The organism is Curtobacterium sp. PhB136, from assembly GCF_004346855.1.
In the GTDB taxonomy this organism is placed as follows: Bacteria; Actinomycetota; Actinomycetes; order Actinomycetales; family Microbacteriaceae; genus Curtobacterium.
Window position 1 is genome coordinate 526,422 of the sequence record NZ_SMGH01000005.1, and the last position, 22,610, is coordinate 549,031.

Genomic DNA, 22,610 nt, shown 5'->3' on the forward strand with positions numbered 1-22,610 from the left:
GAGGGAGGAAGGCGGACACCATGGCCTCTCGAGTCGTGCAGCAACCGGTCGCGCAGCAGATCGTCGAACTGGTCCGGGAACTCGGCCTCCGCCCGGGCGACGGCATGCCGACGGAACTCGAGCTCATCGAGCGGCTCGGCGTCTCCCGGAACACCGTCCGCGAGGCGATCCGGGAACTCCGCGCGTGGGGCATCGTCGACATCCGCCACGGACACGGGACCTTCGTGGCATCACCCTCGCTGCAAGCGCTCGCCCCGTCGCTCGTCTTCCGCACGCTCGTCGCAGGGCCAGACGGGCTCCTCGCGCTCCGGAACCTGGCTCGCGTGCGCGAGATGCTGGAGACCAGCGCGGTCGTCGAACTCGTCGGCGTGCTCTCGGACGACGACCGAGCGCACCTCACCGACCTCGCCGAGGAGATCGGCGACCCGAAGCTCTCCGCGGATGCCGACCGACGATTCCACCGCGCCCTCTACAGTCACCTCGACAACCCGCTGATCGGACAGCTCGTCGACGTGTTCTGGGATGCGTACCACGAAGCGCACGACCAGCTCGCGGATGTCTCCCCGTACGGACACGACTCGGTGGAGGCACACCGCGCGATCATCCGTGCGGTCGTCGACGGCGATGCCGGTATCGCGCAAGAGGCGATGCGGGCACACTTCCAGGGCATCTACGCCCGCCTGGACGCCTCGACTTCCAAGCTCACGACAGCGTCCGCCTGAGCAGCACGGAGACTCGTCAGCGGGCAGCGCCCTCGCGTGCCTCCATCGCGTCCCAGGCGAAGCTCGCGAGCCAGTGCGTGGAGTAGTACTCCTCGCCGACGCTCGCTTCGAGACCGGACGCCAGCAGACGGTCGGCTGCGTCGTCGAGCAGCCCGACGAGCTCAGCACTGTCCGTGCCCTCGAGTGCGTCGACGATCCGCCGCGCGGAACCGGCGCGGGACAGATCGAGGCCGAAGAGGTGCACCTGCTGCGGGTCGCTCTCGTCGACGACCACGGTGGGGCTCAGGATCGCGTCGCCGGAACGCACCTCGGAGAAGAAGCCGCGGGCCCACGACGCGAACTCCGCCGCTGGCAGGACCGCGCGCATCAGGTCGGCTTCGGCGAGGCCGGCGGAGAGGAAGTCGTGTCCGCTGCGCTCCCACGCGAAGGGCCAGCCGGCGTCGTCGCCGAACCAGTCGCGGGCGGTGCGCTCGATCGTCGCGGCGAGGTCGTCCCGTCCGAGGGACCGAGCCCCGTCGAGCACGAGCAGCAGCCCGAACGCGGAGTTCGAGTGCACCCCGTGCCGGACGGGGTGGGCGGCGCCGGAGACCCATCGGGTGACGAGGTCCTCGAGCACGTCGATGACCGGGGCGAACCCGGGCGCAAGTGCCCGGATCGCGGGGACGTCGGACGTGGAGACCTCGGCCGCGAGCCGCATCAGCCAGGCCCACCCGTAGGGACGCTCGTAGTGCGGGGTCTGTCGGAGGTAGGTCGCCTCGATCGCGAGGTGATCCGCGCTCAGGTGGGCCTGCAGGACGGGGACGAGCCGGGCCTCCAGGCTGGGCGTGAGCCCGAACGCGACCAACCGCGTGGCGAGCCAGTGCATGTGGACCGACGAGTGCCAGTCGTACGAGGTGGCGAACGCCGGGTGGAGCTCGACGGGCAGCGCACGGTCGTCCGGACCGGACGTGGTGTGGTGCGCGGCGTACGGGTACTCGCGGGTGACGTTGTCCGCGGCGACCGCTGCGAAGCGGTCGGCCCAGGCGGCGCGTGCGAGATCAGAATGCGACAAGGTACATGACTCCCATGTTGACGACGAGCAGGATGGCGGCGGTCGGGATCTGCGCCTTGATCGGGCCGTACTTGTCGCGCATCTCGAGGAGCGCGGCCGGCACGAGGTTGAAGTTCGCGGCCATCGGCGTGACGAGGGTGCCGCAGAAGCCGGCGAGCATCCCGATCGCGAAGATCGCGGCGGGGTTGCCGTCGAAGCCCTGGACCAGGACCGGCCAGCCGATCGCAGCCGTCATGATCGGGAAGGCGGCGAACGCGTTGCCCATGATGATCGTGAACAGCGCCATGCCGAGGCAGTAGACGACGACCGCGGCGAGGAGCGAGCCGCCGGGCAGGATCGACTTGATGATCGTCCCGACGGCGTCCCCGACCCCGGCCTGGGTGAAGACGATGCCGAGCGTCGAGAGCATCTGCGGCAGGAGCGCTGCCCAGCCGATGGCCTGCAGGAGCCGGCCGCCTTCACGGATCGGCGTGGCGACCTTCGGCGGACGGAGGATGAACACGGCGACCACCACGGCGAGGACCGAGCCGATGCCGAGCCCGGTCAGGGTCGCACTGCCCTCGGCCAGGAGCGGCTGACCGCCGATCGAGACGAGCGGACCGAGCGTCGCGACGAGCACGGCCACCACCGGGACGACGAGCGCCGGGATGAAGAGGCGGTTGCCGAAGCGGGTGGCGAACGCGGCGCGCTCGTCGGGGGTGGTGGTCGCGAGGACGCTGGTGCTGGCGCCACCGGTGCTCGGTCGCGCGGTCACACCGGTCGGCTCCGCCGGCCCGGTCTCCGCACCGGTGCCGGCGCCCGGGATGCTGGCCACCCGGGTGCGACTGGGCGCACCACCCCGCGCCGTCGTCCCGGTGAACCCGAGTCCGGCGAGCGCCACCATCACCAGCACCGCGACGCCGAGCGCCCACGCCGGAGCGGTCTTCGCGGCGACGAACGTGCCGTAGAAGAAGGAGAGGCCGAGGATGCCCCAGAACGCCGCGTTGCCGAGGCGCTTCGCGTGCGTGGTGTCCGTGACGATGAGGACCGCGACGGCGATGAAGAACGCGCCGATGAGCCAGTAGAGCCATTCGCTGGTGATCATGCCGGGGCTCCTGCCGTGGCGGGCTCGCGGACGTCCGCGGCCATCTTGTCGAGCTTCCGGTCGAACAGCAGCAGCCGTGTCCCGTGGACGAGCAGCGCGGCGATGCCCGTCGGGATCGCCCAGAGCGCGAGGTCGATCGGTTCGAGCGCCAGGTCGTACGTGGTGTCGACGAACGTCGTGATCAGGAGGATCGAGCCGACCGCGACGAAGACGTCCTCACCGAAGAACACCCCGACGGTGTCCGACGACGCCGAGTACCCCTTGATCTTCTCCCGCATCCGGTCGTCGAGCCGCCCGTACTTCTTGATCGCGGCACCTTCGGCCATCGGGTACACGAGCGGACGGACGGTCTGCGCCGGCCCACCGATGCTGGTGAGCCCGACCGCCGCGGTGATCTGCCGCACGGCCAGGTACGCCGCCAGGATGCGACCCGTGGTGAGCCGGTCGAGCTTCGCGATGAGCCGCTTCGCCTGGTCCTGCAGGCCGTAGCGCTCGATCAGGCCGATGACCGGCAGCACCAGGGCGAAGGTGGTGACGGACCGGCTGGACGCGAATCCGTTGCCGAACGCGTCGAGGATGCCGACGGGGCCGATCCCGCCGATGGCCGCTGTCACGATGCCCGCGACGGTGACGACGAGGAGCGCGTTGACGCGCAGTGCGAAGCCGACGATGACGACGGCGACGCCGATGAGGACGAACATGCGGGACAGTCTGGACCGCATTGTTCAACAATCACAAGACCCACTCCGGATCTGTAGCACGGCGGTCACACGAGGTGCCCTGTGGAGGAGTCGGTCCGCGCTCGTGTCAGGATCGGGGCATGACCCGAACCGTCGGCGGCGCCGAGTCCACCGCGACGCGCCTGCGCACGATGATCGCCGACGGCGACTTCACGCCGGGCGCGCAGCTGTCCGAGGAGCGGCTGAGCGACCAGCTCGGGGTGTCCCGGAACACGCTGCGCGAGGCGTTCCGGCTGCTCGCGCGGGACCGGCTCGTCGAGCACGTGTTCAACCGCGGCGTGTTCGTCCGGCGGCTGAGCGCATCCGACGTGGCCGACCTCTACGCCGCGCGCCGGGTGCTCGAGGAGGCCGCGGTCCGGGCGTGCACGCCGTCCTCGCCTGCACTCGAGGCCGCAGCTGCCGCCGTCGCGTCCGCGCGGGACGCAGCCGCAGCCGGCGACTGGCGCGCCGTCGGCACGGCGGACATCCGCTTCCACTCCGAGCTCGTCCGCGCGGTGCCGAGCGAGCGGATCTGGGGGCTGATGGACGGCATGCTCGCGGAGATGCGGCTGGCGTTCCTGACGACCGAGGACCCGGCAGCGTTCCACGCGCAGTTCGTCGACCGGAACGAGGCCATCGTCGCCGCACTGCGGGCCGGTGACACCGCGGCCGCGTCCGCCCTGCTCGCCGCCTACCTGGACGACGCGGAAGGGACCCTGCGGGCGGCCGCGGCGGAGGTCCGCCAGGACTGACCGGCCGTCCGGGTCACGGCTGGTCGGGCACCGCCACGATGTGGTTCTGGTAGGCCCACACCACGGCCTGCAGCCGCGAGCGCACCCCGAGTTTCGGGAGCATCCGCGCCAGGTGCGACTTCACGGTCGAGACCTCGAGCACGAGCTCGGCGGCGATGTCCTCGTTCGACATCCCCTGCGCGAGCAGCAGGAGCACCTCACGCTCCCGGGCCGTCAGGACGCCGTCCGCCCGGTCTCCCGCGACCGGCCGGAGGCTCCGGCGGGACACGAACTCGCGGAGCACCCGCCGCGTGAGGGCCTGGTCGAGCGTGCCGTTGCCAGCGGCCACCTGCCGCACCGCGTCGACGATGGTGTCCGGCTCGGCGTCCTTGAGCAGGAACCCGGACGCACCGGCCTCGAGCGCGCCGATCACGTAGTCGTCCAGGTCGAACGTCGTCAGCATCAGCACCGGGACCGCCGGGTCCGCGTCCGGCCCGCACAGGATCCGGGCGAGCTCGATGCCGTTCCGGACGGGCATCCGGATGTCCAGACAGGCGACGTCGGGTCGGGTGGAGCGCGCGAGTGCGAGCGCCTCGCCGCCGTCGGCGGCGACGCCGACCACCTCGATGTCGCGCTCGGCGTCGAGGAGCGCGGTGACCCCGGCGCGGACGAGTGGCTGGTCGTCCGCGACCAGGACGCGGATCACGCGACCACCTCGGCACCGTCGGACGCCCCGTCGGGTGCGGGAGGAGCCTCCCGTCCGAGCGTCAACGTCACCAGCCACCCGCCGGTGGCGGTGGGACCGGTCTGGAGGCTCGCCCCGACCAGGTCCGCCCGCTCGCGCATCCCCCGCAGGCCGTTGCCGCCCGATGGTGAACTCCCGACCGCCGGGACGACGGCCCGTGCGTTCTCCACCCGGATCACCACACGGGACGGGTCACGGTCGTCGACGACCACGGTGCACGGGGCGGACGGGGCGTGCATGGCGGCGTTGGCGAGTGCCTCCTGGACCGTCCGGTACGCGGCGAGCTGCGCGAGCGGACCGACGCCGTCCGCCAGCGGACGGGCTCCCGGGAGCACGTCGATCCGCACGTCGCTGCGGTACCGGGCGCGCTCGACCAGGTCGAGGATGCCGGCGACCGTCTCCACCGCCTGCTCTGCAGGGGTGTCGTCACGGAGCAGCCCGACCAGGCGACGGAGGTCGTCGAGGACGGCGGTGCTCTGCTCGCGGACCTGCCGCACCCCCTCGTGCGCTCGTTCCGGCTCGGTGTCGATCTGCCGGTCGATGACGGCCGACATCAGCGCGATGCCGGACAGGTGGTGTGCGGCGATGTCGTGGAGTTCGCGCGCCATCGCCGCACGTTCGCGGGACACGGCAGCGTCGACCAGCGCGTCCCGCTCGCGCCCCACGGCGCTCGCCTCGGCGTTGCGGGCGGCACGGACCTCACGACGTGAGCGGACGAGCAGGGCGACCAGGAGCGGGAACCCGACGGCACCGACGGCCTGCAGGGCACCCTGCCCGGCGGACGCGGCGAGTCCCTGCGCCAGGGGGCCGGGCCCCTCGGCCACGAACACGACGACGGACTGCCCGACGACGACCAGGGCCGCCGCGCCGATCAGCGTCGGCCAGAGCCGGGCGAGGGGCACACGGAGGGTCACGAGGACGACGGCGACGACGACCGGCAGGGCGGTCAGGCCGAACAGACCGGACGACCCGGGCGCGAGCGCGGCGACCACGACCGGCAGCGCCGCGATGGTCAGGAGCGACGTGCGCGGGGCCCGACGGGCGGCGAGCAGGGCGGCCGACTGGGCGAGCAGCCCCGCGGCGAGGACGGACCACGCGGTGCCGAACGGTGCCGGGACACTCGCGCCGAGGCCCGCGCTGTCGGGGTCGGCGGCGTCGAGCGGGGGCAGGCCGAGGAGCAGGCCGATCGCGAGGACGGCGGTGCCGACGGCGACGAGGACGTCGAGGCGTCGCTCGCGCGGCTCAGCGGGTGCCATCGTTCGATCCTACGAGGCGGGTCGGCTCGGCGGCTGCGTCACGGTCTCGGTCGCTCCTGCGGACCAGCGCGACGTCGTGGCCGAGGCGTCCTCGGGTGACCACGATGAGCACGACCGCGGCGATCGTGGACATGATCGCGAGCCCCGACAGCGTCGTGCCAGCGGTCATCCCCGGGTACATGTCCGCCCAGAACGTCGAGATCGTGTTGTTCACACCGACGTGCAGCAGCAGCGCGACGGGCAGACTCTGCCCGGTCTTGTTGAAGACCCAGGTCATCACGACGTTGAACGTGATCGTGAAGGCCGCGAAGACGAGCGGCTCGGTCCAGTGCGCGTCCGGCCAGCCGCCCCAGTCGCTGAGGTACAGCGGCATGTGCCAGAGCGCCCAGACCGGCCCGAGGATCGCCGCGGAACCGAGTGCCCCGAACCGGGACTGGAGGCGGGGCAGCGCGAAGTCGCGCCAGCCGGGCTCTTCGGAGAGTCCGGTCGTGAACAGCTGCACGACCAGTCCGGGCACGACGGCCGCGAACGCCAGGGCCGACGGCGCCCGGACGTCCCCGTTCGCGAACGGCAGCCCGGAGAGGATGATCAGGACCGGCACCACGACGAGTGCCAGGGCGTACCAGTACCAGGCGACGCGCCAGCGCCAGAGCCGGCCGACCCAGCGGCGGAGCCCCGGACGGCCGTCGGCGATCGCCGTCACCAGGAACGCGCTGCCGAGCGGGCCGAGGAGTGCTCCGGGCAGGATCCCGGAGAACTGGGCGGTGCCGAGCAGCTCCGGGAAGTGGATGTCCCACACCCCGAGCCCGTGCGGGGACAGGATGTAGGGGATCCAGGCGAGCCAGCTCAGGCCCAACGCGAGGGTGAAGAACGACGTGAGCGGGCGGCGGGCGACGAGGCCGCGTGCGCCTCCCGCCGGTCGGGGTGCGGTGCCGACGGTGGGCCGGACTTCGGTGGTGTTCGTCATGCCGTCGACGCTAGGGAGCGCCGAACGGCGGGACGACCGACGGAAGGACGCACCTGCCGGAGTTGCATCGAAGGATGCAGGACGACTGTTCCAGGACTGCGTGTTGCACATGTCACACTTCAGCGGCAGGATCGGACCATTACGGCGACGGACGCCGAATCGGGGAGGCAACGATGAAGTCACTGACCAGGAACGAGAAGTGCACGACCGCAGTGGTGGCCGTGCTGACCGCAGGAATATGCGCCTCACTGCTCGGCCCGACTCCGGCCACGGCGGCGTCACCCAGCGAGGCCGATCTTTTGGGGCGCATCGTTCAGCTGGGAGAAGATCCGGGCCCTGGGTGGCGCGGCAGCAGCGCTCGGCGCTGAGCTCATCGGCGTCACCGCCGTCAGACAGAAGTGCTTCTCATGAACCGCTGGAAGTCTGCGATCGTCCTCCTCGGTGGCGCGGCTGCCACGACGGCCGCCTGTCTCTTCGCCGAGCCCGCCCTTGCCGGAATGGTCTTCATGGCAACCGTCTTCTGCGCTGCCTTCACGAAACCGATCATCGGCAACACGCAGGTGCCGGTCAACGCGGGAATCAGCGTTGACGAGGTTCGGCGCTATCGCTTGCAGCATTCCGGGTCCACCATCAGCGAAGCTGCGGCTGCCGTCGCGCGCCGATGACGCTCGTGCGGCGGTGATCGCCGCGGCGGCCGCGGTCCTCCTCGTCAGGGCACCGTCGAGCGTGGGAGCGCCTCGCGAGCCGCTGGCCGCAGCAGCGGCAGCGGCAGCGGCAGCGGGGTGAACTAGCCGTTCGCCACGGGCACCGCCGCGCCCCATCCGGACCAGGACCCGTACGCGACCCGCACCGGGAGCGCCGACGCCCGGTCAACCAGGTACGCGGTCCTGCCGTCGACCGACCGCGAGAGCCACAGGTGGAGCGCGGCACTCGTCGGCGTCGCCACCGTGACGAGCTCGATCACGTACTGCCCCGTCGGCACGATGAACTGGGCCGACTGCTCGGAGTCGAGCAGCGTCGAGAACCGTGACGACGCGGTGACGCCCGTCGTCGTGTCGACGACCTTCACGGTCGCGCCGCTCAAGCGCGGGTCGGGCGCACGATCGGCGGAGTTCGCGAAGACCTCGAGGTCGTAGGTGCGGTGCACGTAGTGCGTCGACAGCGTCACACGCGACGCCGTCGACGCACCCTGCTGCTGCACGAGGGTCTTCCAGTGCGCCGGCTCCGCGTCACGCGAGTCGTACGCCGAGATCGTGTACTGGCCGGAGCCGAGCCCGACGAACTCGTAGCGTCCAGCCGCGTCTGACGTCGTCTGGAAGTTCTGCCACGTGTCGGTCTGGTTCGCGGCCGTCACCGTCTTCCCCGCGAGCGCTCCCGCCGGGCCCACGATCGAGCCGCTCGCCGTGGCGCCGACGCTCAGCGCGAGCGTGGTGCTGGTCGTCCCACCGGCGACGACGGCGACACCGGTCCGACGAGCGGGAGCCAGCGTCGCGGCTCCCTGCCCCGGGATCGCCCTCGTGGTGACCGTCACGGTCTGCGGACTCGTGATCCCTCCGAGCACGACCCGTCCGCTGGCATCGGTGAGCCCGTCGGCGTCGATGCCCTCGATCCCGAGAGCCGCCACCTCCACGCCGGCCACGTTGCGCGGAGTTCCGTCGGCTGTCGTGAGCTGCACGGAGACAGAGCCGACGGCCGCCGGCGCGGCCACCGCAGCCGTCGGCGCCAGCAGCCCGAGCGCGAGCACACCGGCCACCAGGCCGCCCGCAGTGGCGAGTCGCTTCATCACAGGTCCCCGATCCGGGCGGACACGGTGCCCTGCCACATGCGTCGAACAGTGCACCGTCAGCGGTCAGTGCGCACGCCCTCCGCGCGAGCCGGACTCAGCCGCGGAGGAGCGACCCGACCGCGTCCACCACGATCTGCCGACGCCGCGCGGGCACGACCGCCGTGACCAGGGTGTCGAACTCGGGGGTCGTCGCGTCCCAGAACCCGGCGACGTGGACCACCAGTCCGAGCAGCACGGCCGGGCGGTAGGACCGCGGGAGCACGCCTGCGCGCTGCGCGTGCTCGACGGCGGCGACGGCTTCGGCGTTGCTGCTGACGATCGCCTCGAGCGGCGCATCGGCGGCACGTTCGAGCCGGTACCAGGTCGCGAGCCGCGGCACCCACGGCCGACGGGCGTACGAGTCGAAGAGCCGCCCGGCGTACGCGGGGAGGTCGTCGGTGTCGATCGGCACCTCGGTGAGCGTCTCGGTGACCGTCTGTGTGATGAGCGCGTCGAACAGTCCCTCCTTGCTGCCGAAGTAGTGGAAGATCTGCGCCTTGTTGCTCGACGACGCCGCGGCGATGCGTTCGATCCGGGCACCGGTGAGCCCGACCGCTGCGAACTCGTCACGCGCGGCGAGCAGGAGCTTCGCACGCATGGCGTCGGCAGCGGGGGGCGTGAAGCTGGCCATGGAGACAACGGTATCGACCCGCCGGTCACGGTGGGCGCTCTGGTCCCGACCAGGACCGGACGGGAGGCCCGGTGCCAGCCGGCACCGGGCCTCCCGTCCGCCCCGTCCGCGGTTCAGGGCCTAGTGTTCGAACGTGCGCACCGAACCACGTCACTGGTTCCTCGCCCGCGACGAACGCGGCAACCTCGCCACGGACGTCCACGCCGGCGGGGCCGACGCGCTGCCCTGGTCCGAGGGCAACCTCGTCCGGCCACTGGTCCACGGGGCCCCGTACTTCGAACGCATCCACGCGGAGCTCGCGGCGCTCGCGCCCGGTGACCGTGTCTGGTTCACCGACTGGCGGGGCGACGCCGACGAACGGCTGCTGCCCGACGGCCCCACGATCGGCGACCTGCTCGCCGATCGCGCGCGAGCGGGCGTGGAGGTCCGCGGCCTGATCTGGCGCTCCCACGGCGAACGCGTGTCCGCGTCGCTCAGCGCCCGCGCGAACGAGCTGCTCGGCCGGAAGATCAACGACGCCGGCGGCGAGGTGCTGCTCGACCAGCGCGTCCGCGTGTTCGGGTCGCACCACCAGAAGTTCTTCGTCATCCAGCACCGCGACGACCCCTCGCGCGACGTGGCGTTCGTCGGCGGGATCGACCTGTGCCACAGCCGTCGCGACGATGCAGCGCACCAGGGCGATCCGCAACCCGTGTCGATCGACGCCCGGTACGGCAAGCGGCCGGCATGGCACGACGCGTCGATGGAGCTGCGTGGGCCGGTGGTCGCCGACGTCCTCGCGGTCTTCGCCGAACGGTGGGACGACCCGACCCCGCTCGACCGGAGCCTGCCGTACCGGATGCTCCTGCAGCGCCTCACCCGGATGCCGCGTCGCCCGGAACCCCTGCCGGAGCGGACTCCCCCGCCGCCGCCCGCCGGGGACCACGCCGTGCAGCTGCTCCGGACCTACGGGGTGAAGCGACCGCCGTTCCCGTTCGCGCCGGATGGCGAGCGGAGCATCGCGCGAGCGTACGGCAAGGCGTTCAAGGCCGCGGAGTCGCTGATCTACATCGAGGACCAGTACCTCTGGTCGAAGGAGATCGCGACCGGCATCGCCGAGGCCCTCGAACAGAACCGCGACCTCCGCGTGATCGTGCTCGTCCCGCGGTACCCGAACTCCGACGGGGTGCTCGGCGGCCCACCGGCGCGGTTCGGCCAGATCGAGGCGATGCGCACGCTCCGCCGGACGGCAGCGGACCGTGTCGGCGTCTTCGACCTGGAGCACGAGTCCGGGCGGCCGATCTACATCCACGCGAAGGTGTGCGTCGTCGACGACCAGTGGTCCACCATCGGGTCGGACAACTTCAACCGCCGGTCGTGGACGTCCGACAGTGAACTGACGTGCGCGGTCGTCGACACCTCGCCCGGTGCCGGGTCGATGGCTCGGGACCTCCGGCGCCAGCTGTGGGCCGAGCACCTGGCGACCACGCCCGACGACGAACGCTTCGACGGGTCGGGCGCGGAGCTCCTCGCGCTGTGGCGGTCGACGGCGCGCGCACTCGACGACTGGCAGGAGGACGGGCAGCCAGGACCTCGACCGCCGGGACGCATCCGCCACCACGAGCCCGAGCCCGTGTCCGCCTTCCAGCGGCTGTGGGCGCGCCCCGCGGCGGCGTTGGTCGCGGACCCGGACGGGCGCCCGCGCGGCCTCCGCGGGACGAGCCGGTTCTGACGGTGGAGACCCTCGAGACCGAGCGGCTGCGGCTGCGGCCCTGGCGGGTCGAGGACGCCCCGTTGCACCGTCGACTGTGGGCCGAGCGGGATCCGCGCGTCCCCGCGCACCGTCGTCTGTCACCCGACGGGCACCCGACCGTCGCCGAGCTCGAGGACTGGGTCCGCCGCGACGAGCACCTGCCGACACCCGGCTTGCTCGTGGTGGAGCGCACGGACACCGACGAGGCCATCGGGTACTGCGGACTCGTCCCGAACAGCGTCGGCCGACCCGAGGAGCCCGAGCTGGCGTACGAGTTCCTCCAGCGCTCCTGGCACCACGGGTTCGCGACCGAAGCCGCCGGCGCAGTCGTCGCCCAGGCGCGGCGGATCGGGTACGGGCACCTCGCCTCCACCGTGCGGGAGTGGAACACCGCGTCGCTCCGGGTACTCGAGAAGCTGGGCTTCGTCGACACCGGCGAGCGCGAGGAGGACGCCGTGCACGGGGCGTCGCTCCTGCTCCGGACGACGCTCTGACGACCGTCCGGTCACTCCTGGAACGTCGCGCGGTAGGCGGTCGGTGAGGTCCCGATGATCGCGCCGAAGTGCCGGCGGAGGTTCGTGTCCGAGCGCAACCCGGTGGCCTCGGCGATCCGGGTGACACTGAGGTCGGTGCGCTCGAGGAGCTCGCGCGCGTGGTCGATGCGGGCACGGAGCACCCACTGCATCGGGGTGATGCCGGTGTCCGCGGTGAAGCGCCGCGAGAACGTCCGGGGTGAGACGTTCGCGCGGCGCGCGAGCGTCGTGAGCGTCAGGTCGTCCTGCAGGTGGTCGAGCGCCCAGGCGCGGGTGGCCGCGAAGACGTCGCCGAGGGGTTCCGGGATGCTGCGGGGGACGTACTGCGCCTGACCGCCGCTCCGGTACGGGGCGCTGACGAGTCGTCGTGCCACGTGGTTCGCGAGCCCGACGCCGTGGTCACGGCGGATGAGGTGGAGGCAGAGGTCGAGGCCGCTCGCGGCTCCGGCGCTCGTGAGGACGTCGCCAGCGTCGACGAAGAGCACGTTCTCGTCGACGTCGACCGCCGGGTACCGCTCACGGAGCACGTGCGTGTAGTGCCAGTGCGTCGTCGCACGACGGCCGTCGAGCAGTCCGGCGGCGGCGAGCGTGAAGGCGCCCGTCGAGATGGCGGCGATCCGGGCACCACGCTCGTGGGCCGTACGCAGCGCGGCGATCACCGCGGGCGGCGTGGTGGTGTCAGCGGGGTTCCGGAACCCGGGGACGAGCACGGTGTCCGACCACGCGAGGGTCTCGAGGTCGTGGCCCACGGCGTAGGCGAGCCCGTTCCACCCGTCGACGGTGCCGGCCTGTTCCCCGCAGACCCGGACCTCGTACGGCATGCTCGGCCGCTTCGCGAAGACGTGCGCGGCGATCCCGACGTCGAGCGCCTTCGCGCCGTCCAGCACGAGCACGGCCACGCGGTGGTCGCGGACGGAGTTCACGGTGGCGAACCTAGCGCGCATCGAGCACCGGCCGGGACCGCGACGCGACGGCGGTCGCCACCACCAGGACGACCAGGACGACGCCGGCCGCTGCCGCGTACACGGCGCGGTACGGGTCCGGGAAGCCCCCGAGCCCGGCGATGAGCAGCCCCGCCAGGACCGCGCCGACGCGACGGGTGTTCGTGAAGAGCCCGGACGCGAGCCCAGGGCTCGGGAAGACGTCCTGGAAGACGGTCAGCCCGACACCGGCGACCGAGGCGAAGAACCAGGCGTTCAGCGGCTGCAGGGCCAGCAGCTGCCACGGCTCGTGGACCAGCGTCGCGAGTCCGTAGTAGACGGCACCGCACGCGCACCCGACGGCGAGCAACGTCCGGGCGGGGACACGCTCGTGGAGCCGCCCCATGACCAGCAGCGCGGGGATCTCGACCAGGGCGGCGGCGCCGAGCACGATCCCCGCCCACACGATCGGCGCGCCGAGGTCCCGGGCGACGAACAGGGTCGCGACGGTGACCGTGGCGATGTTCGTGGCCTGCAACAGCGTGAAGGCGGACACGACCGACCACCGTGACCATCCCCGCAACTGCGCGAGCAGGCTCGGACGGACCGCCTGGTCCTGCTCGGGCACGGGCCCGCGGCGGCGCAGCAGGAGCAGGGCGGTGACGACGTTGACGATGCTGATGCCGGCGAGCAGCAGCAGCGCGGCAGGGGTCCCGGCGAGGCCCGTGCTGAGCGTCGCGAGCGGCGGGCCGACCACCCAGGCGAACGACACGATGGCGCGCGTGCGGATGACCCGGGCCGGCGGTGCACCCTCGTGCCGGAGCTGCGCGAACAGCAGGGTCGACCCGACGCCGGGCGGGCCGCCGAGCACCACGAGCGCGATCACCAGGACGGGCAGCGAGGTCGTGAGGGCGAGTGCGGCGACGAAGCCTGCGCCGGCGAGCGCGCAGAACAGCAGCGGGCGGAGGTAGTCGTGGGTCCGGTCCGCCGTCGCGGGGATCACCAGCGACGCGACGAACCCGCCGACGTTGTAGCAGCCGAGCACCCAGCCGACCTCGGTCGGCGTCGCGCCGGCGAGCGTCACGAGGAGGACGGCGAGCAGCGGGTTCAGGACCGCGAACTGGAGCGCCCAGAACCACGCGGCGGCGGGCCAGAGCAGGCGGCCCGGTGGGCGTTCTCGTTCCATGCAGCCAACCCAACTGCTCCCGCGCGCGGCTCACCAGCAGCAGCCAGGACGGCGGTCGTACAGATCGCGCCAACCGGGTCGCCGCTCAGATCGACGCCTGGGTCCCCCGCACCTTCCCGACCACCACGTCGACGATGCCCGCCAGCAGCGCCGCGGCGACGAAGCCGAGCGAGACACCGAGCCCGAGCGGCAGCCCGTCGGAGTAGTCCCCACGCGACGTCGCCAGCGCCGAGTAGAACACGCTGCCGACCGCCGCGATGCCGATCGCCGACCCGACCCGCGCGCCGACCTGGATGAGCCCGCCCGCCGAGCCGCCCTGCTCGACCGGCACCTCGGACAGGGTGAGGGTCTGGTTCGGCGAGATGGTCAGCCCGGAGCCGATGCCCGCCACGAGCAGCGGCGCCACGAGCCACCACCCGAGGTCGGACCGGAAGTGGTTCGCGACGACCCAGATGACGCCGCCGAGTCCGATGAGCACGAGGACGGTCCCCACGACGATGAGCTGCCGTCCGAAGCGGTGCACGACCCGTCCGCCGACGGTCGACGCGATCCCAGACCCGATCGCGAACGGGACGGAGGCCAGTCCCGCCAGCAGTGCGGAGTAGTGCAGCCCCGACTGCAACGCCAGCGTCAGGACGAAGAACAGCGGGGTGAACCCGGCGAAGTACAGGGTCGCGAGACCGACGCCGAGTGAGAACGACCTGCGCCGGAACAGCCCGAGGTCGATCACGGGCTCCTTGGTCCGCTGGTACCGCCGCTCCCACAGCACGAAGCACGCACCGAACACGACGGCGACGACGACGAGCCACCACTTCGCGCCGCCCTTCCACTCTTGGGACTGCACGAAGGGCAGCAGGAGGGCCACCACGGCAGCTCCGAGCAGGGCGATGCCCACCGGGTCGAAGTCGTGCTTCCGGCCGCGTTCGGTCCGGGCCGCCGCCGGCAGGAAGCGGAAGGCCAGGAGGATCGTGACGAGTCCCACCGGCAGGTTCACGAAGAACACGAACCGCCACCCGTTCTCGGTCCCGAACGCGGTGATGAGCAGTCCGCCGACGAGCGGACCGATCGCGGTCGCGATCCCCACGGTCGCCCCGAACAGCCCGAACGCGGTGCCACGCTCCTTGCCGCGGAAGAGCTGCTGGATGAGCGCGGTGACCTGCGGGGTGAGCAGCCCGCCGGCGAGACCCTGCACGAGCCGCGCGATCACCAGCACGAGACCGTTCGGCGCGAATCCGCAGAGCGCGCTCGCGAGGGTGAAGAGCCCGACGCCGATGACGAACATGCGTCGTCGACCTGAGGCGTCCCCGAGCCGCCCGCCGGGCACGAGCAGCAGGCCGAAGGACAGCGCGTAGCCGGAGAGGATCCACTGCACGGCCTCGGGCGACGCACCGGGGAGTCCGCTCGAGATCGACTGGAGCGCGACGTTGACGATCGACACGTCGAGGAGCACGATGCCGCCGCCGAGCAGACAGACGACAAGGGCCTTCCAGCGGTTCGGGTCCGGCTGGTCGCCGGTGTCCGCCGGGGAGCGGTCGGGCTGGTCGCCGGTGTCCTCCGCTCGGCGGTCCGGCTCGGACGGCGCGTCGGTGCGCGCCGCGTGGTGTGCGGAGTGGTGCTCGACGGCGGGGTCGGCGTCGGGCTCGGCGGGTTTGCGGTGTTCGGCTGCCATGACGCTGTCACGCTAGGCTCGGCGCCTGTCCGGTCGGGGTACAGGCGCCGGAGCTTGGACGAGACCCGTGGCTGACCACGAGTGCGGCGCGGACGCAGCGGGGCTCAGCGAGCCGAGCGCGACGGCTCGACCGCGGTGCCGACGCGGTGCGGGAAGTGGAACCGCACGGCGAGTCCGGCGAGCGCAGCGGCAGCGATGATCGCACCGCCGAGCAGCAGCGGACCGGCGTAGCCGCCGACCAGCAGCGGGCGGGACAGCACCGGGCCGAGGATCTGCCCGACGGCGTACCCGGTGGTCAGGAGCGCCACGGCCCGCGGGACCTGGATGTGGGCGCCGAGGGCGAGTGCGAGCGAGCTGATGCCGACGAAGGTGCCACCGAAGAGCGCGGCCGAGACCAGGGCACTCGCGCTCCCGGGCAGCACGCCGGTCAGGGCCACGCCGACGGCCTGCACACCGAGTGCGACGGTGAGGAGCGTCGGTCGGCTCCACCGGCGGCCGAGCGCGGTCCAGAGCACGGCCCCGGGCATCGCCGCCAGGCCGACGACGACCCATGCTCCGTCCCCGGTCCACGCGGGCCCGCTCTGCCCGATCGCCGCGACGAGGAACGTCCCGGCGATGATGTAGCCGATGCCCTCGAAGCCGTAGCTGATCACGAGCGCGGCGAACCGGTGCCCCGTCGGCGGCAGCGCGTCACCGTCGGACGTCCGCCCCTCGGCTGTGGCCACCGCGGGTGGCAAACCCCACGCGACGACGGTGAGGAGCGCCGCGAGCCCCGCTGTGATGAACCACGCCGTCTGCCAGGTGGACGTCGCCCGCACGACCAGGACGACGATGCCGGAGAGCGCGATGCCGGTGCCGATGCCGCCGAACCCCCAGCCGACGAAGTGCGGTCCGACCGCTCGCAGGCGGGAGATCATCGCCGAGGTGGCGGCGATGAACACCAACGCGCTGGTGAGTCCGGCGACGAACCGGAGCACCGACCACCACGCCACGTCCGACACCGCGGGCATGAGTGCGAGCGTCGCCACGGTGAGGAGCATCGCGACCCGCATCACCCGCTGGGACCGGACGAGGACCGGGATGCCGATCCCGAGCAGCGCTCCGAGCAGGTACCCGACGTAGTTGACCGTGGCGAGGCCTGCGCCGTCGCTGACGGACAGCCCGGCCTGGGTCTGCATGAGCGGCAGGATCGGCGTGAAGACGAACCGGGCGATGCCGGTGCTCGCTGCCAGGGCAGCAGCCCCCTGGAGGGCGATCACCCCGGGCGAGCCGACGCGCAGCGACGGGAGGGCGATGGTGTGGGTGGCGGTGATGGCCATGGTGTTCCCGTCGGTCGGTGGTCCGGTGTCGCAGCGTTCCCGGCTGCAGCAGTGACGCTACGAGCGGCCGAGCGGGAGCGGAATTGCCGGAGACGGCGGACTTATGCTTGGCGGTCATGGACGTCGAACTGCGCCACCTGCGGGCGTTCCTGATGGTCGGCCGGCACCTGTCCTTCACCCGTGCGGCGGAGCAGCTGTTCGTGACGCAGCCGGCCCTGACCCGGACGATCAAGCAGCTCGAGGACCTCCTCGAGACACGGCTCCTCGACCGGGACACCCGGCGTGTGGGGCTGACGGAAGCGGGCGCGCGGTTCTTCGAGCAGGCGCAGTCGGCGGTCGCGGCCGTCGACCGGGCCGTGTCGTCGGTGGTGGCGCCGACCCCGCTGCGCCTGGCCTTCACCTGGCTGCTGCCGACACCATGGGCGCAGGACGCCATCGCGGAGTACGAGCGGATGGGCGAGGGGTCGGTGTCGCTCGTCCGGACCGATGAACCCGTCGACGCGCTCCTCCGTGGGGACGTCGACGTCGCGGTCCTCCGGGAACCCCGTGCCGTCCCGGAGCAGGTCCGCGTGGTCCCGCTCTTCCACGAGGAGCGGGTGCTGATCTGCTCGGCGAGGTCCGGCATCCCGGTCGACCGCCCCGTCCCGTGGGGCGACCTCCGACACCACCCGTTCGTGTTCAACGCGGTCACCGGGACGGTCGGGCCGTGGTCATGGCCGGACGGGGACGGTCCGGCGACGTTCGTGGAGACGGCGAACTACGACGAGTGGCTGGAGTCGATCGCCGCGGGCCGGGGTGTGAGCGCGGTGTCGGCCATCGCGGCGCAGCGCACCATCCACCCTGCGATCCGGTTCGTGCCGTTCGCGGATGCTCCGCCGAGCTCGGTGTCGATCGCGTTCGTCCCGGGTGACCGCGACCTGGTCAAGCGCCGGTTCGTGGGCGCCGCCACCGCGGTCCTCGCCTCGACGGAGCAGCGATAACCAATCGGTCTACTAGTGCTACGGTCATGCCATGCCCATCGAGACCGACTCCCGCCAGGCCATCCTGGACGCCGGACAGCGCACCATCGCGCACAAGGGCTGGGCCGCCGTCGGTCTGAACGAGCTCCTCACAGAAGCCGGCGTTCCGCGGGGGTCCTTCTACTACTACTTCAAGTCGAAGGACGTCTTCGGTGAAGCGATGATGCAGGAGTACTTCCGCGAGTACCTCGCCGACATGGACGAGATCTTCGAGCGGCAGGACCTCCCCGCGGCCGATCGACTGCTGCGGTACTGGCAGCAGTGGCGGGAGACGCAGAGCCTCGACGACTGCCAGGGCAAGTGCCTGGCGGTCAAGCTCGGCGCCGAGGTGTCCGACCTCTCCGAACCGATGCGGATCGCCCTCAAGGACGGCACGACCGCGATCATCGAACGCATCACCCGGATGATCACCGCGGGACAGACGGACGGCTCACTCGCCGCGGACATCGATGCCGAGAGCACCGCACAGACGCTCTACGACCTCTGGCTGGGCGCGAGCGTGATGGCGAAGATCCACCGCAACACTGCTGCGATGGACAACGCGTACGGCATCACCACGCAGATCCTGCACTGACCAACTGACTCCCCCGGTTCACCGGGGTCCAGCTCCACCTCCAGATAACTGACCGGTCTACTAACGAAGGACGACTCCCATGAAGATCCTGATGGTCCTCACCTCGCACGACGAACTCGGCACCACCGGCCGCAAGACCGGCTTCTGGCTCGAGGAACTCGCCGCACCCTACTACCGCTTCATCGAGGCAGGCGCCGAGATCGTCCTCGCCTCCCCGAAGGGTGGCCAGCCCCCACTGGACCCGGTGAGCAATGCGCCGGCCAACCAGACCGACCACACTCGCCGCTTCGAGCAGGACGCCGTCGCGACCCGAGCGCTCGCACACACCGTCCGTCTGGACAGCGTGGACCTGGCCGACTTCGACACGGTCTTCTACCCGGGCGGGCACGGACCGCTCTGGGACCTCGCCGAGGACCAGGACTCCGTGACCCTGATCCAGGACACCCTCCGTGCGGGCAAGCCGATCGCGCTGGTCTGCCACGCACCCGGCGTCCTCCGTCACGTCACGAACGAGGACGGCACCCCGCTCGTGCAGGGCCGCCGTGTCACCGGGTTCACCGACTCGGAGGAGGAGGGCGTCGGCCTCACCGACATCGTGCCCTTCCTGGTGGAGGACGAGCTCGTCCGTCTCGGCGGCGACTACAGCAAGATCGGCGACTGGCAGCCCTACGTGGTCGAGGACGGCCTGCTCATCACCGGCCAGAACCCGGCGTCGTCCGCGTCCGCCGCGGACGCGCTGCTCGCGAAGCTCGGGGCGCTGACCGCATGAGCGCCTACGTCGTGATGATCCGGGAGTCGCTCCGCGACCAGGACGAGTTCGCCACGTACACGACCGCCGCTCGCGCTGCCCGCGCCGGGCACCCGATCACGCCGGTGATCGGGTACGGCGAGGTCACCACGCTGGAAGGAGCTCCCGTCGACGGCATCCTCGTCAACGAGTTCCCGACCGTGCAGGACGCCCTCGACTGGTACCACAGCCCGGCGTACCAGGCCGCGCTGCCGCACCGGCACGCCGCCGCCGACTACCGGGTGCTGATCGTTCCGGGCGTCGAGCACTGACCCGGGTCACGGCGCCGCTGCACAACCGACAGCAGCCCGAACCACGCAAGTCCGTGGTTCGGGCTGTTCTCTGTTGTGCGGAACGGCACGGAGCGTGTCCGGGTGAGCAGGGACGTCACGCGACCACGTTCCGGACGGGAGGCCCGGTGCCAGCCGGCACCGGGCCTCCCGTCCCGCAGTGGGCCAGCCGACTACTGCCGGCCGCGCTCACCGTCGTCGCCCCAGCGCTGGTGGTGCGCCCGATCCGTCACGCTCCACCGCACCAGCTGACCGATCGCCTGCGGCGCTCCGTCAGCATCCGGGACGAACACGGAGGTCGTCCCGTAGAGGACGCCGTTCCGCAACTCGATCGCGCCCGGCGAGGTGACGGCGATCCGTTGCGTCACCCGGCCGCTCCACGGTGAGACCACCGAGACCTGACCGGTCCCGGCCGCTCCGCCGAACAGTTCGGCGACGAGGACGGTCCCGGACCGCTGGTCGACGGCGAGGTCCGTCGCTCCGACGAAGCCCGTCGCGACCCGCTGCACCGCGCCGTTCGACGGGGTGACCCGGTACACGCTGCCGCGGGCGCCGAGGCTGGCGTCCTCCGGCCCACCGGGCAGGGTCGACACGTAGAGCGCGCCGTCCGGTCCGCTCTCCACGTCGGTCGGGACCGGCTCGAACGAGTACGGGTACCCGACCGAGCAGGCGGGCAGACCGGCCTCCGCGGCGAGCGCCGTGGTCACCGTGACCGGAGGCTGCGCCGGCAGCACCGCGACGGTCGACACCCGGCCGTCGTAGCCCACGCGGACGATGTCGTTCCCGCCGGCGTCCGCGACGTAGACGCCGTCACGGAGTGCGAGCGAGGCGTACGGGTGCGAGTCGACGATCCCCCGGTAGGTCGCCGGGCCCGCCTGCCCAGCGGGGTCGACCTGGGCGGCGCACGACGCCGGCAGGCCACGGAAGCCGTAGCGGTTGACACGGTCGGGGTTCCGCGACGCCTCGTACGCGTGCAGGTCGGCCAGCTGGACGGCGGCGCTGCCGGCTCGGAGCGCCATCAACTTCGCGACGCCGTTCGGCTGGTCGTTCTCGGCGTAGTAGACGGTGTCGCGGCGCGAGGACACGGCACCGATCTCGAGGCCGGGCGTCGCGGAGGCGAGCGTCGTGCTGGTCCCGCCGGGGCTGACCCGGTTGAGCTGGCCTGCGAAGTTCTGCGAGAGGACGGCGTTGCCCTGCCGGTCGATGTCGAGGCTGAGGGGTGTGACGAGACCGCTCGCGAGCGTGGTCGGGGCACTGAAGCCGAGGGCGGGAGCGTCGCCGTGGCGGCCCCCTGCCTGGGCTGGCGCGGCGATCGCGACGGACGCCAGGGCGGCCGCGGCGATCGCGCTGCAGAGCAGCACTTTCTTCATGGAGAGTTCCTTCTGTCGGGTTCCGCATCGGAACGACAGGGTCGGGCACGGGTCGGGCTGAGGTACGGGACCGGGCACCGCGCCTGTGCGGCGGCCCTGTCACGTCCGGCTCGGCAGAGCCCCGTCGGCGGCTGAAACCTACGACCGTCGCCCGTGCCTGCGTGTCCGTTCAGGGCGCCTTGCGGTCTTCCGCGCAACTTCGGCGGCATCGCGCATCGTCCGCCCGTCCCCCTTGCGCTCTGCCGCCCCAGCCGTAGTCCGGTGCAGCCGATGATGCTTTTTCGGGAAGTTCTCCTGCTCATACGTATGAATAACGAGAATCGCGTACGGTCATCCGTATTACCTCATTGACGAGGTCCACAGCCCCGGAGCAGCCCCCATGCCAGCACCCCACGCACGCGTCACCCAGCGCATGATCGCCGACATCGCCGGCGTGAGTCAGTCGACCGTGTCGCTGGTGCTCAACGGCAAGGCGGACGAGACCCGGCGGATCCCGGCAGCGACCCGGGACCGCGTGCTCGACGTCATCCGCGAGACCACCTACGTCGCGAACCCGGTGGCCCGGAGCCTGGTCGGTGCGACCAACGACCTGATCGGCGTCTTCACGTACGAGCCGGCGTTCCCGAACCGCTCGTCGGACTTCTACACGCCGCTGCTCACCGGCATCGAGAGCGCCGCGGAGCAGGTCACAGCGGACCTGCTCGTGTTCACGAGCACCCCCGTCGTGAACGGCAGGCGGCGGCTGTTCCACGAGTCCAACCGCCTGCGGCTCGCGGACGGCTGCATCCTGCTCGGCCGCGAGATGGACGCCGACGAGCTCGAACGGCTGCTGGACACGGACTACCCGTTCGTGGCGATCGGCCGTCGCGATGCGGCCGGCGGACGGGTGCCCTACATCGGCGTGGACTACGCCGCCGCCACACGGGCGCTCGTCCAGCGCGCGCTCGACCTCGGCCACACACGGTTCGGGCTGCTGCGCCTGGCTCTCGGCGCCGAGTCGTCCCGCGACCGGCACACCGGCATCGTCGACGCGCTCACCGGAGCCGGGCTCGACACGGCGGACGCACTGGTCGAGACCACGGTGACCGACCACCGGACGGTCGCCGATGCGTGGGAGGCGATCCGGGCCTCCAGTCCGACCGTCGTCCTCGTCGAGGACCCGGACGACGGCGAGGAACTGCTCGACCTGCTCGCCGCCACCGGCCACGACGTCCCCGCCGACCTCTCCGTGATCGTGCTCGGCGAGCACACCCGCCACCGTGATCGCGGTACCGACGCCACGCGGCTCAGCGCGCCGCGCACCGAACTCGGCGCACGCGCCGTCGCCGCGCTCACCGAGCGCATCGCCGCCGCGCAACGCGGCGACGCGCCGCCTCCGATGCAGGAGCTGCTCGCGTGCACGCTCGTCGCCGGGACCACGCTCGGACCGCCACCGCGCTGACCCGACCGACCGCACCCCCGCACGCTCCCCAACCGCCCC

23 protein-coding genes are annotated in these 22,610 nt (G+C 71.9%); 10 read left to right on the top strand and 13 right to left on the bottom strand.

Annotated elements, in window-relative coordinates:
* The first annotated feature begins 20 nt into the window (after positions 1-20).
* On the top strand, positions 21-722 hold the full coding sequence (locus tag EDF27_RS08875) for a FadR/GntR family transcriptional regulator (protein WP_123655878.1): 702 nt from the start codon (positions 21-23) through the stop codon (positions 720-722).
* Between the two features lie 16 nt (positions 723-738).
* Here the strand turns inward: EDF27_RS08875 and EDF27_RS08880 are convergent, their stop codons facing one another.
* Genes EDF27_RS08880 through EDF27_RS08890 form a run of 3 tightly spaced genes read right to left on the bottom strand, consistent with a single transcriptional unit; the run spans position 739 to position 3,558 of the window.
* Positions 739-1,773: a DUF2891 family protein gene (locus tag EDF27_RS08880; protein WP_132048275.1), complete on the bottom strand. Its 1,035-nt coding sequence runs from the start codon at positions 1,771-1,773 to the stop codon at positions 739-741.
* Positions 1,760-2,857 carry a DUF979 domain-containing protein gene (locus EDF27_RS08885; RefSeq protein WP_123655880.1) on the bottom strand — a complete coding sequence of 366 codons (1,098 nt, stop codon included), beginning with the start codon at positions 2,855-2,857 and terminating at the stop codon, positions 1,760-1,762. Before EDF27_RS08885 ends, EDF27_RS08880 begins: the two co-directional genes overlap by 14 nt.
* Positions 2,854-3,558: a DUF969 domain-containing protein gene (locus EDF27_RS08890; RefSeq protein WP_123655881.1), complete on the bottom strand. Its 705-nt coding sequence runs from the start codon at positions 3,556-3,558 to the stop codon at positions 2,854-2,856. Before EDF27_RS08890 ends, EDF27_RS08885 begins: the two co-directional genes overlap by 4 nt.
* Positions 3,559-3,677: 119 nt before the next feature.
* Here EDF27_RS08890 and EDF27_RS08895 point away from each other — a divergent pair, with 119 nt between their 5' ends.
* Positions 3,678-4,328 (top strand): GntR family transcriptional regulator, encoded by a 651-nt coding sequence (locus tag EDF27_RS08895; RefSeq protein ID WP_123655882.1) that lies wholly within the window; start codon positions 3,678-3,680, stop codon positions 4,326-4,328.
* Positions 4,329-4,341: 13 nt separating this feature from the next.
* Here the strand turns inward: EDF27_RS08895 and EDF27_RS08900 are convergent, their stop codons facing one another.
* From EDF27_RS08900 to EDF27_RS08910, 3 genes are read right to left on the bottom strand one after another with little or no spacing between them, the layout of a single operon-like run.
* Complete coding sequence (locus EDF27_RS08900) at positions 4,342-5,013, bottom strand: response regulator transcription factor (RefSeq protein ID WP_132048277.1); 672 nt, start codon at positions 5,011-5,013, stop codon at positions 4,342-4,344.
* A complete protein-coding gene (locus tag EDF27_RS08905) occupies positions 5,010-6,308 on the bottom strand; it encodes a histidine kinase (RefSeq protein WP_132048279.1) in 1,299 nt (432 codons plus the stop codon). The genes EDF27_RS08900 and EDF27_RS08905 overlap by 4 nt, the downstream gene beginning before the upstream one ends.
* Positions 6,295-7,275, bottom strand: a complete 981-nt coding sequence (locus tag EDF27_RS08910) for a CPBP family intramembrane glutamic endopeptidase (RefSeq protein ID WP_132048281.1) — start codon at positions 7,273-7,275, stop codon at positions 6,295-6,297. Before EDF27_RS08910 ends, EDF27_RS08905 begins: the two co-directional genes overlap by 14 nt.
* A gap of 407 nt (positions 7,276-7,682) precedes the next feature.
* Between EDF27_RS08910 and EDF27_RS08915 the strand changes: the two genes are divergently transcribed.
* Entirely contained in the window at positions 7,683-7,940 is a 258-nt protein-coding gene (locus EDF27_RS08915; protein ID WP_123655886.1) for a hypothetical protein, read from the top strand.
* 122 nt (positions 7,941-8,062) lie between these two features.
* Here EDF27_RS08915 and EDF27_RS08920 read toward each other — a convergent pair whose 3' ends face one another.
* Together EDF27_RS08920 and EDF27_RS08925 are read right to left on the bottom strand one after the other, a co-directional pair.
* Entirely contained in the window at positions 8,063-9,058 is a 996-nt protein-coding gene (locus EDF27_RS08920; protein WP_132048285.1) for a carboxypeptidase-like regulatory domain-containing protein, read from the bottom strand.
* A gap of 97 nt (positions 9,059-9,155) precedes the next feature.
* Complete coding sequence (locus EDF27_RS08925; protein WP_123655888.1) at positions 9,156-9,731, bottom strand: TetR family transcriptional regulator; 576 nt, start codon at positions 9,729-9,731, stop codon at positions 9,156-9,158.
* A 133-nt stretch (positions 9,732-9,864) separates the two neighbouring features.
* Between EDF27_RS08925 and EDF27_RS08930 the strand changes: the two genes are divergently transcribed.
* Positions 9,865-11,442 carry a phospholipase D-like domain-containing protein gene (locus EDF27_RS08930; protein WP_132048287.1) on the top strand — a complete coding sequence of 526 codons (1,578 nt, stop codon included), beginning with the start codon at positions 9,865-9,867 and terminating at the stop codon, positions 11,440-11,442.
* A 2-nt stretch (positions 11,443-11,444) separates the two neighbouring features.
* On the top strand, positions 11,445-11,957 hold the full coding sequence (locus EDF27_RS08935) for a GNAT family N-acetyltransferase (RefSeq protein ID WP_132048289.1): 513 nt from the start codon (positions 11,445-11,447) through the stop codon (positions 11,955-11,957).
* Positions 11,958-11,968: 11 nt separating this feature from the next.
* On the opposite strand, the gene EDF27_RS08940 is transcribed toward EDF27_RS08935, so the two are convergent.
* The 4 genes from EDF27_RS08940 to EDF27_RS08955 all read right to left on the bottom strand — a co-directional run bounded on the left by EDF27_RS08940 (position 11,969) and on the right by EDF27_RS08955 (position 17,090).
* The gene (locus EDF27_RS08940) at positions 11,969-12,940 is read right to left on the bottom strand and encodes a helix-turn-helix domain-containing protein (RefSeq protein ID WP_132048291.1); all 972 of its coding nucleotides are present in this window, start codon (positions 12,938-12,940) and stop codon (positions 11,969-11,971) included.
* The gene (locus EDF27_RS08945; protein WP_123701607.1) at positions 12,930-14,102 is read right to left on the bottom strand and encodes an MFS transporter; all 1,173 of its coding nucleotides are present in this window, start codon (positions 14,100-14,102) and stop codon (positions 12,930-12,932) included. The genes EDF27_RS08940 and EDF27_RS08945 overlap by 11 nt, the downstream gene beginning before the upstream one ends.
* A gap of 85 nt (positions 14,103-14,187) precedes the next feature.
* Positions 14,188-15,771, bottom strand: a complete 1,584-nt coding sequence (locus tag EDF27_RS08950; RefSeq protein WP_132048293.1) for an MFS transporter — start codon at positions 15,769-15,771, stop codon at positions 14,188-14,190.
* Between the two features lie 104 nt (positions 15,772-15,875).
* Positions 15,876-17,090 (bottom strand): YbfB/YjiJ family MFS transporter, encoded by a 1,215-nt coding sequence (locus tag EDF27_RS08955; RefSeq protein ID WP_132048296.1) that lies wholly within the window; start codon positions 17,088-17,090, stop codon positions 15,876-15,878.
* Between the two features lie 116 nt (positions 17,091-17,206).
* Between EDF27_RS08955 and EDF27_RS08960 the strand changes: the two genes are divergently transcribed.
* The 4 genes from EDF27_RS08960 to EDF27_RS08975 all read left to right on the top strand — a co-directional run bounded on the left by EDF27_RS08960 (position 17,207) and on the right by EDF27_RS08975 (position 19,742).
* Positions 17,207-18,070: a LysR family transcriptional regulator gene (locus tag EDF27_RS08960; protein ID WP_207909589.1), complete on the top strand. Its 864-nt coding sequence runs from the start codon at positions 17,207-17,209 to the stop codon at positions 18,068-18,070.
* Between the two features lie 31 nt (positions 18,071-18,101).
* Positions 18,102-18,683 carry a TetR/AcrR family transcriptional regulator gene (locus EDF27_RS08965; protein ID WP_132048300.1) on the top strand — a complete coding sequence of 194 codons (582 nt, stop codon included), beginning with the start codon at positions 18,102-18,104 and terminating at the stop codon, positions 18,681-18,683.
* 79 nt (positions 18,684-18,762) lie between these two features.
* On the top strand, positions 18,763-19,452 hold the full coding sequence (locus EDF27_RS08970; protein ID WP_123701597.1) for a type 1 glutamine amidotransferase domain-containing protein: 690 nt from the start codon (positions 18,763-18,765) through the stop codon (positions 19,450-19,452).
* On the top strand, positions 19,449-19,742 hold the full coding sequence (locus EDF27_RS08975) for a DUF1330 domain-containing protein (protein ID WP_132048302.1): 294 nt from the start codon (positions 19,449-19,451) through the stop codon (positions 19,740-19,742). The genes EDF27_RS08970 and EDF27_RS08975 overlap by 4 nt, the downstream gene beginning before the upstream one ends.
* A gap of 191 nt (positions 19,743-19,933) precedes the next feature.
* Here EDF27_RS08975 and EDF27_RS08980 read toward each other — a convergent pair whose 3' ends face one another.
* Positions 19,934-21,130 (bottom strand): ScyD/ScyE family protein, encoded by a 1,197-nt coding sequence (locus EDF27_RS08980; protein ID WP_132048304.1) that lies wholly within the window; start codon positions 21,128-21,130, stop codon positions 19,934-19,936.
* Between the two features lie 379 nt (positions 21,131-21,509).
* Here EDF27_RS08980 and EDF27_RS08985 point away from each other — a divergent pair, with 379 nt between their 5' ends.
* Positions 21,510-22,571 (top strand): LacI family DNA-binding transcriptional regulator, encoded by a 1,062-nt coding sequence (locus EDF27_RS08985; protein ID WP_132048306.1) that lies wholly within the window; start codon positions 21,510-21,512, stop codon positions 22,569-22,571.
* Positions 22,572-22,610: the final 39 nt, after the last annotated feature.